The 14,134-nt window shown below is 45.8% G+C and carries 14 protein-coding genes; all 14 read left to right on the top strand.

Annotated features, from left to right (window positions below):
• Positions 1 to 13: 13 nt before the first annotated feature.
• Positions 14 to 1,054, top strand: a complete 1,041-nt coding sequence (gene fliG, locus JKP82_RS01210; RefSeq protein WP_013785105.1) for a flagellar motor switch protein FliG — start codon at positions 14 to 16, stop codon at positions 1,052 to 1,054.
• Between the two features lie 87 nt (positions 1,055 to 1,141).
• Positions 1,142 to 1,927: a flagellar assembly protein FliH gene (gene fliH, locus JKP82_RS01205; RefSeq protein ID WP_218395512.1), complete on the top strand. Its 786-nt coding sequence runs from the start codon at positions 1,142 to 1,144 to the stop codon at positions 1,925 to 1,927.
• Positions 1,920 to 3,254 carry a flagellar protein export ATPase FliI gene (fliI, locus tag JKP82_RS01200; protein ID WP_159529373.1) on the top strand — a complete coding sequence of 445 codons (1,335 nt, stop codon included), beginning with the start codon at positions 1,920 to 1,922 and terminating at the stop codon, positions 3,252 to 3,254. Before fliH ends, fliI begins: the two co-directional genes overlap by 8 nt.
• 6 nt (positions 3,255 to 3,260) lie before the next feature.
• The gene (gene fliJ / locus JKP82_RS01195) at positions 3,261 to 3,707 is read left to right on the top strand and encodes a flagellar export protein FliJ (protein ID WP_013785102.1); all 447 of its coding nucleotides are present in this window, start codon (positions 3,261 to 3,263) and stop codon (positions 3,705 to 3,707) included.
• Between the two features lie 268 nt (positions 3,708 to 3,975).
• Positions 3,976 to 6,252 (top strand): flagellar hook-length control protein FliK, encoded by a 2,277-nt coding sequence (locus JKP82_RS01190; RefSeq protein WP_159529375.1) that lies wholly within the window; start codon positions 3,976 to 3,978, stop codon positions 6,250 to 6,252.
• Positions 6,253 to 6,402: 150 nt separating this feature from the next.
• Positions 6,403 to 6,939: a flagellar basal body-associated protein FliL gene (fliL, locus tag JKP82_RS01185; protein WP_159534395.1), complete on the top strand. Its 537-nt coding sequence runs from the start codon at positions 6,403 to 6,405 to the stop codon at positions 6,937 to 6,939.
• A 13-nt stretch (positions 6,940 to 6,952) separates the two neighbouring features.
• Positions 6,953 to 8,011 carry a flagellar motor switch protein FliM gene (gene fliM, locus JKP82_RS01180; protein ID WP_159529377.1) on the top strand — a complete coding sequence of 353 codons (1,059 nt, stop codon included), beginning with the start codon at positions 6,953 to 6,955 and terminating at the stop codon, positions 8,009 to 8,011.
• Positions 8,012 to 8,028: 17 nt separating this feature from the next.
• Positions 8,029 to 8,430 (top strand): flagellar motor switch protein FliN, encoded by a 402-nt coding sequence (fliN, locus tag JKP82_RS01175; protein ID WP_013785098.1) that lies wholly within the window; start codon positions 8,029 to 8,031, stop codon positions 8,428 to 8,430.
• A 28-nt stretch (positions 8,431 to 8,458) separates the two neighbouring features.
• Positions 8,459 to 8,878 carry a flagellar biosynthetic protein FliO gene (fliO, locus tag JKP82_RS01170; RefSeq protein ID WP_062087066.1) on the top strand — a complete coding sequence of 140 codons (420 nt, stop codon included), beginning with the start codon at positions 8,459 to 8,461 and terminating at the stop codon, positions 8,876 to 8,878.
• A complete protein-coding gene (gene fliP / locus JKP82_RS01165; protein ID WP_159529379.1) occupies positions 8,871 to 9,629 on the top strand; it encodes a flagellar type III secretion system pore protein FliP in 759 nt (252 codons plus the stop codon). The genes fliO and fliP overlap by 8 nt, the downstream gene beginning before the upstream one ends.
• A gap of 8 nt (positions 9,630 to 9,637) precedes the next feature.
• The gene (gene fliQ, locus JKP82_RS01160; protein ID WP_218395510.1) at positions 9,638 to 9,907 is read left to right on the top strand and encodes a flagellar biosynthesis protein FliQ; all 270 of its coding nucleotides are present in this window, start codon (positions 9,638 to 9,640) and stop codon (positions 9,905 to 9,907) included.
• A 1-nt stretch (position 9,908) separates the two neighbouring features.
• Positions 9,909 to 10,688 (top strand): flagellar biosynthetic protein FliR, encoded by a 780-nt coding sequence (gene fliR / locus JKP82_RS01155; RefSeq protein ID WP_218395508.1) that lies wholly within the window; start codon positions 9,909 to 9,911, stop codon positions 10,686 to 10,688.
• An 18-nt stretch (positions 10,689 to 10,706) separates the two neighbouring features.
• On the top strand, positions 10,707 to 11,837 hold the full coding sequence (gene flhB, locus JKP82_RS01150) for a flagellar biosynthesis protein FlhB (protein WP_218395506.1): 1,131 nt from the start codon (positions 10,707 to 10,709) through the stop codon (positions 11,835 to 11,837).
• A 186-nt stretch (positions 11,838 to 12,023) separates the two neighbouring features.
• A complete protein-coding gene (flhA, locus tag JKP82_RS01145; protein WP_013785092.1) occupies positions 12,024 to 14,123 on the top strand; it encodes a flagellar biosynthesis protein FlhA in 2,100 nt (699 codons plus the stop codon).
• Positions 14,124 to 14,134 lie beyond the last annotated feature (11 nt).

Below are 14,134 nucleotides of genomic sequence, written 5' to 3'. Positions count from 1 at the left end.
GTGAGAGCGTATTATGGCTGAAGAACTTGCCACTACTGAAGAAGCGTCCTATGACGTCAGTAAGCTAGAAGGGGTTGAAAAAGCCGCTATTTTGCTTCTGAGTTTGTCTGAAGAAGACGCTGCACAAATATTAAAACATCTTGAGCCAAAGCAAGTTCAAAAGCTGGGCTCTGAGATGGCAAAAGTGGATGATATGACACAGACAAAAATTACGTCTGTGCATAAACACTTTATTGAAGAGATTCAAAACTACAGTACCATTGGCTTCCAGAGCCAAGACTTTGTTAAGCGAGCGCTCACCGCTGCATTAGGTGAAGATAAAGCGGCTAACTTAATTGACCAAATTCTGATGGGAAGTGGGGCGAAAGGCCTAGATTCATTGAAGTGGATGGACTCGAAGCAGGTGGCCAGTATCATTCGAAACGAGCACCCTCAGATTCAAACCATTGTATTGTCGTACTTAGAGCCAGAGCAGAGTGCCGAAATATTGGCGCAGTTCCCAGAAAAAGTGCGCCTAGACTTGTTAATGCGTATTGCTAACCTTGAAGAAGTTCAGCCTGCTGCACTGCAAGAGCTTAACGAAATCATGGAGAAACAGTTCGCCGGTCAAGCGGGTACGCAAGCGGCTAAAATGGGCGGCCTGAAATCTGCTGCAAATATCATGAACTACCTTGATACCGCTATTGAAGGTCAGTTGATGGATGCCATCCGTGAACAAGATGAAGAGATGAGCCAGCAAATTCAAGATCTTATGTTTGTCTTCGACAATTTAGTCGATGTAGACGACAAAGGCATTCAAGCTATCTTGCGTGAAGTGCAACAAGATGCACTGCTTAAGTCAATTAAAGGCGCCGATGAAGAGCTTAAGAACAAGATTATGAAAAACATGTCGAAGCGTGCGGCAGAAATGCTTAACGACGACCTTGAAGCCCTGGGGCCTGTACGTATATCTGAAGTTGAAACCGCACAGAAAGAAATTCTCTCTGTTGCCAGAAGACTGTCCGATTCAGGTGAAATTATGCTGGGCGGTGGAGGCGGTGAAGAGTTCTTATAACCCTTCATTATTTATTCGCCATTGTGGTTAAAATAGGCCTTTGCGTTAATTTTCCAAAGGCCTCATAAACGTTACCTGGGTAGATTGATGTCATCAAATAAAGGCTTCAGCGACGACGAATTAAATGATGCAAAACCTTGGGATTTGCCCTTAGTTGAACAGCCCGAAAAGCCACAAGATAAAGACAAAACCAATGCGTTAAATTTCCGTTCAGATTGGAAATACGAGCCTCCAGAAGAGGAAGAAGCTGAAATTCTTCCGCCTACTGCACAAGAAATTGAAGCGATTAGACAAGCTGCTCATGATGAAGGCTACGGACAAGGCAAGGCGCAAGGTTTCGAAGAAGGAAAAGCCGAAGGCCTAGAGTTGGGGCTTAGTGAAGGACGTGAGTCTGGACACGCTGAGGGTCTTGAACAAGGGTTAGAAGAAGGTAAGGGCTTAATTTCTGCGCAAGTTGAAGTTTGGCAGCAACTTATCGAAAAGCTTCATACACCATTATCACAAGCCAACGACGAAACCCGCGACCAGCTAGTAAAGCTTGCAGTTACCCTTGCTAAATCGGTGACTAAAACCGAAATCACGTCGAATCATCAAGTGATTTTACAAGCCCTTAGCGAAGGAATGAAAGCCCTGCCGGTAAATCAAACACGGTATCAAATTCATATGCATCCTGATGATATAGCGCTAGTAACTGAACATTATTCGGAAGCAACGTTGAAAGAGAAAGAGTGGCAATTCATTGAAGCGCCTACCATGGAGCGCGGTGGCTGTGACATTGCGACTGAACAAAACGCCGTAGATGTTTCCATAGAACGCCGCTGTCGCGACGTAATCGATAAGTTCATGGTGAATCAGGGTTTATCAGATGAGTAGCCCTTGGCATGCACATTTTGATAGTTTGCAGAAACAAGTGTCATCGCCGCCTATTGTGGCCGCAGGCAAACTGGTCAGAGGCATAGGCCTTACACTTGAAGCTGTTGGGTGCCAATTACCCGTAGGTAGCCAGTGTCTTGTGCAAACCATTGAAGGCGAAATTGAAGCTGAAGTGGTGGGGTTTGGTGCCGATATCACCTATCTTATGCCTACCGAAGCAGTACGGGGCATCGTACCAGGAAGTCGGGTAATGCCACTAAACCGCCAAAGTGGTCTTGCTGTTGGCATGGGGCTGTTGGGTCGTGTGGTTGATGGAAACGGTAACCCTTTAGACGGGCTTGGCGAAATTCAAACTGAAACCCGCGTACCTACTACGCGGCCTCCTATTAACCCCTTAATTCGCCGCGCTATTACCCAACCTATGGATGTGGGTGTTCGCGCCATTAATGCACTGAATACCGTTGGGGTAGGCCAACGTATGGGGCTCTTTGCAGGCAGTGGCGTGGGGAAAAGTGTTTTACTCGGTATGATGACCCGGGGCTGCGAAGCCGATGTGGTTGTGGTTGGCTTGGTGGGAGAACGGGGTCGAGAAGTAAAAGAATTTATCCACGATATCTTAACCGAAGAAGAGCGTGCCCGTGCGGTAGTGGTAGCAGCGCCTGCTGATACTTCACCGTTAATGCGCTTAAAGGGCTGCGAAACGGCAGTTACCATTGCTGAATACTTTCGCGATCAAGGTTTAAAAGTATTACTGCTTATCGACTCTCTTACTCGTTATGCCATGGCCCAACGTGAAATTGCATTAGCAGTAGGTGAACCACCCGCAACAAAAGGCTATCCGCCTTCGGTATTTGCCAGGTTACCCGCATTGGTAGAAAGGGCTGGTAACGGTAGCGAGAAACAAGGGTCTATTACCGCATTTTATACAGTACTTACCGAAGGTGACGATTTACAAGATCCAATCGCCGATGCCGCAAGGGCGATTTTAGATGGTCACGTTGTGTTATCGCGAACGCTCGCTGATAGCGGTCATTACCCCGCCATCGATATTGAAGCATCTATTAGCCGTGTAATGCCTATGGTGGTCAGCGATGAACATCAACAAATGGCACGCAGAGTAAGACAAGTTTATTCGAACTATAAACAAAACCAAGACCTCATTTCTATTGGTGCCTATGCAAAAGGTTCAGATCCTCGCATCGATTTAGCCATTCGTGCAGAGCCTGCAATCAATGCGTTCTTGCAACAAGGAATGAAAAATGTGTTGCCTTATGATGAGTGCCTTGAAGGCATGGCTGCATTAGCGAAAGGCTTAGGGCAAGGGTAATCAATTATGTCTAAACAACTAGAGCGTCTGGCTGAGTTTGAACGAGAAAGAGAGCAGCGCATTGCGCAAATGTTCCAACAAGCGCAGCAAAATGTGATGCAGCAGAAACAAAAGCTGACAAGCCTTGAGCAATATAGAATTGATTACTTAAAAGGCATTCAGCAAACGGGAAAAGCGGGTGTTACTGCTACCCATTATCAACAGCATTTATCGTTTGTAGGCAAATTAGATAAAGCCTGCGAGCAGCAAATGAATGTGATAGCACAGGCTAATATGGCAGCCGATCAACGCAAGCAACTTTGGCTAAAGCAGCAGCAAAAAGTGAAAGCGGTAGAATTGCTTCTTAATAAACGCCATTTAGCTAAAGTGGCAAAAGAAGCGAGGGCAGAGCAAGCCATGATGGACGAATTTGCCACACAGAAATTTTTTAGAAGCGGAAAAACATTCTTCTAGGCAGTTTATCCAATTTGCTACTTACCCCAAGTCGTTCAATCCTTTCGATTTTTTAAATATCTCGTCGGTTAACCTCCACAATGGAACACTCTTTGCAAACTCACTACTAATTAACGTGTTTATACGCCTAACTTGAATACCGATACGGGAACTTTTATTAGCTAAGTATCGGCCTGCAGCCCACGGACACAGGGGGTGTAGAGATAAAACGATTCAATCTGGGTTTTCATGGTTCTGACTTTCAAAGTCTTAGCAGGACGGTAAAAATATGATGCAACAAGTTGCCGCACAAAAAACAGACATTGCCGCGTTGCCTTTTTCGGCCTCATCAACGGCAAAAGCCGTAGAAGCAGGTATGGGTTCAGAAGATTCATCGCAGAATAATAAAGCGTTTGAAGCGGCTTATATCCAAGCAAAAGAATCGAGTACAAAGTCTCTCGAGGCCCAGAACAAAAGTCATTCCACGCGACACACCAGCGCATCGGTGAACAACAGTACAAACCCTGCTATTGATAAGAAATCCGCTGATAGACATTCTCCCGACCCAGAGAGGGGGAATGTTGATTTACCTCCGGTGAAAGATGATGAAACACAAGCACGAAATGGTGATCAAACAGACAAAAAAGCCCAAGAAGGCGAGTTAACATCACCTGACGAAGGCACGGATGAATTAATCATTGCCGATGCACAGTCACGTCGAATCGACACTGACGCAAAGAAAGATGGCTCACTCCTTATTGATGATAAAGGTACAGGCAAAGAGGACAGCCAAAATGGCGGCGACAACAAAAAAGACTTCTTTGGCGGCCATATTGATTTACCACCAGAAGAGTTAACAAGTATTGGAAACGGGGATAGCGAAAGCCCCACAGATTGGATTGAGTATGTCACATCCATGATGGGCGCGTCTGGCGATGACACCGTTACTTCAGATGCAGAGGCTACCGCAATTACTGATGATTTATTAGACGCAGGCGAGATAGAGGATGCCGAATTAGCCGCGAAGCAATTAGCACAAGCTTTGCTAGCGGGTGATGAATTGGCGGGCGAGGATGTATTAAGTGCGTTGGCGTCTAATAACGGTAGTAACGAAAGCGATGCAGTAGTAACCGGTGCATTAACCTCGAAGAATCTTCCGGAGGATGTTGATACAAGCTCTGCAACAGAAATAACCGCTTATTTAATGAACTTGCTAGAGAATCAAGCCGGTGATGAACTTGGTCAAGATGCAGGCGAAGGGCTTAGTAGTGAAACCTTAGAAGCAATAAAAGCACTCACTGCGGCCTTATTGGCTAAAGCAAATGAAAACACTGCACCGAGCGAAGTCGATACGGGGCAGTCTGAAAAAGTCGACCCCTTAGCTAACCTGCTTGCGCAGTTTTTGGGTGATGCTAGCGAAAATGAAGACGAAAGTTCTGATGCTCAGACGCAAATTTCAGAGCAAGATCTATTAGCCGAACAAGAAGCAAATGAACAAGCCTTGAGTGCCGATGAGGCGTTAGTATTAAGTCTTCTTCAAGAGCAAATTACTGCGCAAACTGACACCAAAGAAGCACTAAATGCAGCGCTAGCTAACGGTGTTTCAAGCCAATCTACTGCAACAACGCAAACGAATAGCAACCCTGTCGATACAGTCTCCACAGAAGCTAGCGATATACTTACCGATAGCCAAGGTGAGTCTTTATTGCAGTCAATTGCGATGATGTCACCAGAAAGTGCACAAAAGGCGGCTGAAGCATTTGCCGAGCGCGTAGCGGCATCTTTACCTACTGCGACAACCGCAGCCCAACAACAAGCGGTTAAGTCTAACTTGATTGCTGGTATTAATGAGTTTCAGCAACAAGTCGCTCAAGGACGGGAGCCTGGGATAGATCTTTCGGCACTTGTGGCCGATGCGGCTTCTGAAGCGGGGTTAACACAAACGCAAATGCAGAATGTAGCGGGGCAAACTGACGTACTAGCAGGGCAGTTTATGCAATTGGTAAACGGTACCCAACAAAGCGCTCATCAAGTACTGCAAAGTGAACTCGTTAGCATTGACTCTCTCATGAATGAAAGTAATCAAGTTCGTGCGGAGTCAACCAAGACCCAGCTTCAATTTGATGGCGCTGACAAACCCGTCAATATTTTAAAGCCCGAAGGTCAGCAACAATTGCATGAGAAAATTCGCTGGATGGTGAATGCGCGAAACAGTATGGCAGAAATTAGGCTCGACCCACCTGAACTGGGCAGTATGCAGGTACGAGTGAATGTATCTGGCGATGCAGCCAGTGTGAGCTTCATTGTGCAGTCGCAGCACGCTAAAGATGCACTAGCCGATGCCATGCCTAGGCTAAAAGATATGCTAGCAGAGCAAGGCATCAATTTAGGTGAATCAGAAGTACGTAAAGATAACTCGTCACAAAATGGTGATGGAAGTGGCCAGCAACTTGCAGGTAACGGTGTACCTAGCCAAGATATCGACGGTGAGTTCGACGAGGGTTCCACGGTGATAGAGCAGTCTGTCACAAGGGAAGCGAAAGGCGGTATAGACTATTACGCTTAGTAGGTTGATAGCGAAGGCAAAGACTTAAGTAGGGTTGATGTACAATTGCGCTATCTGCTATAAGAACTGCAAATTTATGCAGGCTTACGTTGCCATTTTCGTCGTAAGCCTGATAATACGAGTTCCTCGTGGGATATTGACGGATTAGACATGGCTGAAGAAGAGTTACAGATTGAAGAAGGTGGTAAAAAGAAAGGCAAAATGATGCTGATTATTATTATCGCCGTAGTGTTAGTTGGCGGTGGTGCAGCAGCCTATTTTCTTTTATTTGCTGGTGGTGAAGAGCCTGTAGCTGCAGAGCAACTTGCCGAAACCGACGAGCAGGTGGCCACTGAAGCAGCGGCCCCAGGGGGAAGTGCTGAAGTAGGTACCGCCTTATATGTCGCCATGCCACGCCCTTTCGTTTTTAACGTTCCGGGCTCAGGTCGAGACCGTTTAGTGCAAATTAAAGTGCAGCTTCTAGTGCGAGGCTCAGACAATGAAGAGTTGGCTAAAACCCACATACCGTTGATTGAAGGCACTTTGCTGCAAGTCTTTAGTACATCAAATGCCGATGATTTGGTGACTGAAGCAGGAAAAATTGAACTGCGTGAACAAGCGGTGACTGAAGTACAAAAAGTGCTTAAAGACATCGCGGGAAGTGATGTGGTTGAGCGTGTGCTCTTCACTGGTTTTGTGATGCAATAACAGGTAGATAACTGTGAGTGATTTATTATCTCAAGATGAAATCGATGCCCTCCTACACGGGGTAGACGATGTAGAAGAAGACGAGGTTGGCGAAGCCGACTCCGATGCTTCTACGCTAGAGTACGACTTCTCCTCACAGGATAGGATTGTTCGTGGGCGTATGCCTACGCTTGAAATCGTTAATGAACGCTTTGCTCGTCACATGCGAGTGAGTTTGTTCAATATGATGCGCCGTTCTGCGGAAGTGTCAATTAACGGTATTCAAATGATTAAATTTGGTGAATACATTCATACGTTGTTTGTACCCACCAGCTTGAATATGGTGCGATTTCGCCCGCTTAAAGGTACCGGTCTTATTACCATGGAAGCCCGCTTGGTTTTCATTCTGGTAGATAACTTCTTTGGTGGTGATGGCCGCTATCATGCAAAAATTGAAGGGCGCGAATTTACGCCAACTGAGCGGCGTATTATTCAAATGCTGCTTAAGATTATTTTTGAAGATTACAAAGAAGCGTGGGCGCCAGTAATGGATGTGTCTTTTGAGTATTTAGACTCAGAAGTAAACCCGGCGATGGCGAACATTGTGAGCCCCACTGAAGTGGTCGTGATCAGCTCATTTCACATAGAGCTTGACGGTGGTGGTGGCGATTTCCACGTGTCACTTCCATACTCAATGCTAGAGCCTATCCGCGAATTGCTAGATGCGGGTGTGCAAAGCGATAAAGAAGATACCGATTTGCGCTGGAGTAAAGCACTTCGCGATGAAATCATGGACGTAAAAGTGGCACTGACAACCCACATGCTTGATGTGGATGTGTCATTACGCCAAGTAATGGAATTTAAACCAGGTGAAATTATTCCTGTGGAAATGCCAGAAACCATTACTGTGCTAATTGAAGATTTACCTACGTTCAGAGCTAAGCTAGGTCGTTCACGAGATAACTTAGCCCTGAAGATAGTAGAAAAGATTGCAAGACCGACTTCTGTGAAGTCTGAGTTACAATTATTAACCCGCGGCGGGCGCATTATAGATAATGATGCCGAGCTGCAAGTACTCGAAGAAGACCTGTAAGGTGAGGGGAATATCCCATGAGTGAAGACGGTATGGACGATTGGGCTGCCGCCATGGCGGAGCAAGCCGATTCTGAAGCTGACGATCAGGAAAATGATGATGTTCAGGTTGCAGAACTCGACGAATTAACCGACGACACACCCATAACCCAAGAAGAGAAAAAGAAGCTGGATACCATTTTGGATATTCCAGTCACTATCTCGATGGAAGTAGGGCGTAGTCAAATAAGTATCCGAAATCTGCTACAGTTGAACCAGGGATCTGTGGTGGAGCTGGACCGAGTTGCTGGTGAGCCATTAGATGTATTGGTAAATGGCACGTTGATTGCTCATGGTGAAGTAGTAGTGGTCAACGATAAATTCGGTATTCGGTTAACGGATGTTATTAGTCAAATCGAGAGAATCAAGAAGCTTCGATAAATCTTCTTACATAGCAAGGGGTTGCGCAATGCTGCCCCTTATATTTACGCAAGTAGTGAATGCGCAATCTACCCAATCAATCACTAATCCCACCTCTGTAGTGTCAATTTTTCTATCACTTCTTTTAGTGGTTGGAATTATTTTTGCGCTCGCTTACCTTATGCGTCGATTTAATGTCGGTACCATGGGTGGTGGGCAAATGAAGGTGGTCGCCAGTATGGTGGCAGGCACGAAAGAAAAAATAATGGTTATTCAGGTGGGCGACGAACAACACCTAGTGGGCGTGACCAGTCATAATATTTCCCATTTAAGTAAACTTGAAAAGCACTTAGAAACGCCAGTGGCAAATGGGCAGCAGGGCAGCGGTGACGCATTTAAACAAAAGCTGGTTGCCGCCATGGCAGGTAAGCTGAACCCTTCAATAAAGGAAGATAAAAACGATGCGTAAGTTTTGGACCGCATTTTTTGTAGTGTTAGCTTCTTTGGCGATTGCTGAGCCTGCACTGGCACAGCAAGGCATTTCAGCTGTTACCGTCGTGACTAACGATGACGGTTCGCAAGATTACACCATGACGTTACAAGCGCTGTTTATCATGACAGCGCTCAGTCTTATTCCCGCGTTTATTATGATGATGACGTCTTTTACCCGTATCATAGTGGTGTTATCAATTCTGCGACAAGCCATTGGTTTGCAGCAATCTCCTTCAAACCAAATTTTGGTAGGAGTGAGTTTGTTTCTTTCTATGTTTATTATGGCGCCGGTGTTTGAAGAAATTAATGAGCGGGCATTACAGCCGTATTTGTCTGAGCAAATGACAAGCATGGATGCTATAGAGCAAGCTAAAGGGCCCATGCGTGCGTTTATGTTGTCGCAAACCCGAGTGAAAGATTTAGAAACCTTTGTGCGTATTGCTGGTGATGAGGGGAAATATGCAGATACAGACGAAGTACCGCTAACTATCCTTATTCCTGCCTTTGTGACCAGCGAGCTAAAAACCGCGTTCCAAATCGGATTTATGCTGTTTATCCCGTTTCTTATTATCGACCTTGTTGTGGCCTCAATATTGATGGCAATGGGTATGATGATGCTTTCACCCATGATTGTTTCTTTGCCATTTAAACTCATGTTGTTTGTGTTAGTCGATGGCTGGAATCTCATATTTGGCACACTAGCTACCAGTTTCGGTATGGGTGTGTAGGAGGGCTTATGTCACCAGAAGTCTTTGTTGAAATACTCCGTGAAGCCATGTTTATGGTCATCGTTCTGGTGTCTGCGGTAATTGTTCCAAGCCTCATTGTAGGGTTAGTGGTTGCCGTGTTTCAGGCGGCAACCTCAATTAACGAACAGACCATGAGTTTCTTGCCGCGCTTACTTGTTACCCTACTAGCGCTTAGCTGGGGTGGTAACTGGTTAGTACAAAAGTTAATGGACTTCACTTTCCACATGGTAGAAATGATACCTCAGGTTATTGGTTAATATGGTCGTTGAACTGGCTACCATCAATCAGTTTCTTGCTGATTTAATGCTGCCTTTTATGCGTATTAGTGGCTTATTTGTGGCAATGATTGGCCTAAGCGCACAATCTATTCCCCCACAAGTTCGTGCTCTGCTAGGCATTCTGCTTACGCTGATTATTATGCCGGTAGTGCCACCAGCCCCCGTTGATGATTTAGTCAATTTAGGCACCTTTATTCTAGGTATTCAACAGCTATTAATTGGCGTAGCTATCGGGTTTATTTCCATGATGGTGTTAAATACTTTTGTACTGGCTGGGCAAATTATTGCTATGCAAACGGGCTTAGGTTTCGCCTCAATTGTAGACCCAGTCAATGGTATTAACGTCCCGGCCGTAGGGCAGTTTTACTTAATTCTAGCTACCTTGCTTTTTTGGACGTTAGACGGGCATCTATCTATGATCCACATGATTGTGTTGAGCTTTCATGCGTTCCCGATAGGAGAAGCATGGTGGACAGGGGAGCAGTTTAGGGAAATTGCCCACTGGGGCGGGTGGATGTTTATCTCCGCGATTACGCTATCATTGGCGCCCATTGTTTCACTCCTTATTGTGAATTTAGCGTTTGGTGTAATGACCAAAGCGGCACCTCAACTTAATATTTTTAGTATTGGTTTTTCTATTGCACAGGTGATGGGCTTGCTCATCATCTGGATAACCCTAGATAACTTTACCGCGCATTTTGAAACGCAGTGGCTGCGGGCAGAGCAGTTTATGTGTCAACTTCTTAGGATTTGCCCATGAAAATAAGTCAGGTGATACATGGCTGATTCCGATTCTAGCGAAAAAACAGAAGACCCCACGGGGAAAAAACTCGAAGACACTCGAAAAAAAGGGCAGATAGCCCGATCCCGAGAACTATCGACAACTTTAGTGCTGGTGGTCAGTGCCTTTATGTTTTTGTTCGTTGGGGGCTGGATTGCAGAGTCGGTATTCAAGCTGACGCAACGTATGTTCGTTTTGTCGCGAGATGAAACCTACGATACCACCCATATGTTTGGCGCATGGGGCGAAGCCATTTCTACGGTCAGCGTACCTGTATTGGTTTATATGACGGTGGCCATGCTAGCCGGAATATACGGTTCTATCGCATTAGGCGGCTACAACTTTACGTGGGAAGGTGCCAAGTTCAAAGGGTCTAAAATGAGCCCGCTTAGTGGGTTTAAGCGTATGTTTGGCATGAATGGTTTGGTTGAGTTAATTAAATCCATCGCCAAAGTGGTTGTTATCGTTGGGATGGCGTTAGGCGCACTGCTGTTTTTTGAAGATGAAGCGCTACACCTTGATTTAGAGCTGTACCCAGGCAATATTTTTCACGCGTTAGATATGCTGAAGTGGGCCTTTATTATGTTGGTTTGCGGCATGATACCTATTGCACTTATTGATGTGCCTTATCAAATGTATAAGCACAACAAAGAAATAAAGATGACTAAACAAGAGGTGAAAGACGAGCGTAAAAACTCTGAAGGTGATCCTTTGGTAAAAGGGCGAATTCGTCGCTTACAGTATCAAGCTGCCACCAAGCGCATGATGCAAGAAGTTCCTCAGGCCGATGTAGTTGTGACCAACCCTACCCATTATTCTGTCGCCATAAAGTATGATGACAGCGGCAATCGCGCCCCAGTGGTTGTGGCAAAAGGTACCGATGAATTGGCGATGCATATTCGTAAAATAGCCACCGCCAACGATGTGCCACTTATTCCATCACCAATGCTAGCCCGCGCAGTGTACTACTCTACTGAAATTGATGGTGAAGTACCTAACGCCTTGTTTATGGCGGTAGCGCAAGTGTTAGCGCACGTTTATCAGTTAAAAGCACACAGAGCGGGTAAAGGAAAACGACCCAAGCCGCTTAAACGTGATTTACCCATACCACCAGAACTGCGCCGCTAAGGCGCTGCTATCAGCTTAAATTAACGCTTAAATCGAAGCTTATAGCGAGCCACTCTTAACTGTAGTTCTGCGAATTGCGGCCCCCACTTACGTTTAATCGGTTTTGTATAAATCTGGCACGGTAGTTGTAATAGTCATTGAAAGATAGCGTTTAGCGTCAATTTTCCGATAGAGAGACTCCCTGCAATGCAGTTATCCGGTTACCTACAGCGATTCGATAAAAGTCAGCTGCAGAACATTACCAGTGGCTTAGGCGCTCCCATTGTTCTTCTTGCCATTATGGGCATGGTTATTCTTCCCATGCCGCCATTTTTACTCGACGTATTGTTCAGCTTCAATATTGCGCTGTCTTTAGTCATTATTTTGGTCGCGGTATTAACCCAAAAACCGGTTGATTTCGGTATTTTTCCCCTTGTGTTGTTGATTGCTACCGTACTGCGGTTGGCGTTAAACGTTGCCTCCACGCGTGTCGTCCTGCTATATGGACATGAAGGCGGGGATGCTGCAGGTAAGGTTATCGAAGCATTTGGTGCTGTGGTAATTGGAGGCAACTATGCGGTGGGGGTGGTGGTCTTTGCTATCTTGCTCATTATCAACTTTAAAGTAGTGACCGCGGGTGCAGGTCGAATTTCAGAAGTAAGTGCTCGCTTTACTCTTGACGCTATGCCAGGTAAGCAAATGGCTATTGATGCCGATTTGAATGCGGGTTATATCGACCAAGATCAGGCGCGTGCTCGCCGAGAAGAAATAACCGCCGAAGCAGATTTCTATGGCTCGATGGACGGTGCGTCAAAATTTGTGAAAGGTGACGCTGTTGCCGGCCTCTTTATCATGCTTATCAATATTGTGGGTGGCCTTTTTATTGGCATGATTCAACACGGGTTAAGTTTTGGAAATGCCATCGAGGTTTACACCATTTTAACCATTGGTGACGGTTTGGTGGCGCAAATACCCTCACTGTTACTGTCTGTGGCTACCGCTATTATTGTTACCCGAGAAAACGAAACCCAAGAAATGGGCAAAGAAATTCGTAGTCAATTGGGTAATAGCCAAGCCCTTTATATTGCCTCTGGTGTGTTATTCGTTATGGGTATTATTCCCGGCATGCCTCATTTAGCCTTTATTGGTTTTTCAGTGCTTATAGCCGGTTACGCCTACTGGCAGGGGGTTGCGGCTAAACGCGAGGCAGAAAAGCCTAAAACCCCAGCAAACATAGTGAAAGATGACACTGTTGCGCCTGAAATAAAAGAGCTTGGGTGGGATGATGTGCAGCATGTCGACACCATCGGCTTAGAAGTCGGGTACCGACTAATCCCCTTAGTAGATAAGTCTCAGGGCGGAGAACTGCTCACTCGTATTAAAGGGGTTCGTAAGAAGTTATCTCAAGAGCTAGGCTTTCTTATTCCACCGGTACACATTCGTGACAATCTAGATTTAGAGCCTAACCTGTACACCATTGCGATGTTGGGTGTAACCATTGGCGATGCGCAAATAAGCCACGATGAAGAGCTTGCGATTAATCCGGGTCAAGTATTTGGCAAACTGGAAGGTCGTGCTACCAAAGACCCTGCCTTTGGCTTAGATGCGGTATGGATCAAACCGAATAAGCGTGAGCATGCGCAAACACTGGGTTATACCGTGGTTGATGCTGCTACTGTGGTTGCTACTCACTTAAGTCAATTGCTGACAAACAACGCCTACCAACTACTTGGACATGAAGAAGCTCAACAGCTACTAGATATGCTAGCCAAGCAGCATCCTAAATTAGTTGAAGGGTTAGTCCCTGATATTCTGCCGTTGAGCACTATCGTTAAAGTGCTGCAAACCTTGCTATTTGAAGGGGTGCCTATTCGTGACATGCGTACCATTGTACAAACCCTGAGCGAATACGGCCCACGTAGCCAAGACCCAGATGTACTGGTGTCTGCGGTACGAATTGCGCTTAAACGTCTAATCACCCAAGAAATTACCCAAGGGGCGAAAGAGATACCCGTCATAACCTTGGCGCCAGAGTTGGAACAGATGTTGCACCAGTCATTACAAGCAGGTGGCGAAGATGGCGCTGGTATAGAACCAGGACTGGCCGATAAGCTGCAAAAATCATTGCAGCAAGCTAGTCAGCAACAAGAATTAGAAGGTGAGCCTGCGGTACTTCTCACTTCCGGTATGTTGCGCCCCGTACTATCTCGCTTCTTAAAGTATTCGGTCGCGGGTTTACATGTACTTTCCTATCAGGAAGTACCCGACGATAAGCAGATAAAAATAGTCAGTTCGGTCGGTCAATAATCTGACACTGG

This window comes from Alteromonas lipotrueae (assembly GCF_019249215.1).
Classification (GTDB): Bacteria; Pseudomonadota; Gammaproteobacteria; order Enterobacterales; family Alteromonadaceae; genus Alteromonas; species Alteromonas lipotrueae.
The sequence above is the reverse complement of the archived record's forward strand: the minus strand, read 5'-3'. Positions and strand labels throughout refer to the sequence as shown.

Coding starts and splice junctions, on each gene's coding strand:
- fliO (WP_062087066.1), top strand. CDS start 8,459: ATGCTGCCCCTTATATTTACGCAAGTAGTGAATGCGCAATCTACCCAA.
- fliL (WP_159534395.1), top strand. CDS start 6,403: ATGGCTGAAGAAGAGTTACAGATTGAAGAAGGTGGTAAAAAGAAAGGC.
- fliI (WP_159529373.1), top strand. CDS start 1,920: ATGAGTAGCCCTTGGCATGCACATTTTGATAGTTTGCAGAAACAAGTG.
- flhB (WP_218395506.1), top strand. CDS start 10,707: ATGGCTGATTCCGATTCTAGCGAAAAAACAGAAGACCCCACGGGGAAA.
- fliH (WP_218395512.1), top strand. CDS start 1,142: ATGTCATCAAATAAAGGCTTCAGCGACGACGAATTAAATGATGCAAAA.
- JKP82_RS01190 (WP_159529375.1), top strand. CDS start 3,976: ATGATGCAACAAGTTGCCGCACAAAAAACAGACATTGCCGCGTTGCCT.
- fliJ (WP_013785102.1), top strand. CDS start 3,261: ATGTCTAAACAACTAGAGCGTCTGGCTGAGTTTGAACGAGAAAGAGAG.
- flhA (WP_013785092.1), top strand. CDS start 12,024: ATGCAGTTATCCGGTTACCTACAGCGATTCGATAAAAGTCAGCTGCAG.
- fliG (WP_013785105.1), top strand. CDS start 14: ATGGCTGAAGAACTTGCCACTACTGAAGAAGCGTCCTATGACGTCAGT.
- fliN (WP_013785098.1), top strand. CDS start 8,029: ATGAGTGAAGACGGTATGGACGATTGGGCTGCCGCCATGGCGGAGCAA.
- fliR (WP_218395508.1), top strand. CDS start 9,909: ATGGTCGTTGAACTGGCTACCATCAATCAGTTTCTTGCTGATTTAATG.
- fliP (WP_159529379.1), top strand. CDS start 8,871: ATGCGTAAGTTTTGGACCGCATTTTTTGTAGTGTTAGCTTCTTTGGCG.
- fliQ (WP_218395510.1), top strand. CDS start 9,638: ATGTCACCAGAAGTCTTTGTTGAAATACTCCGTGAAGCCATGTTTATG.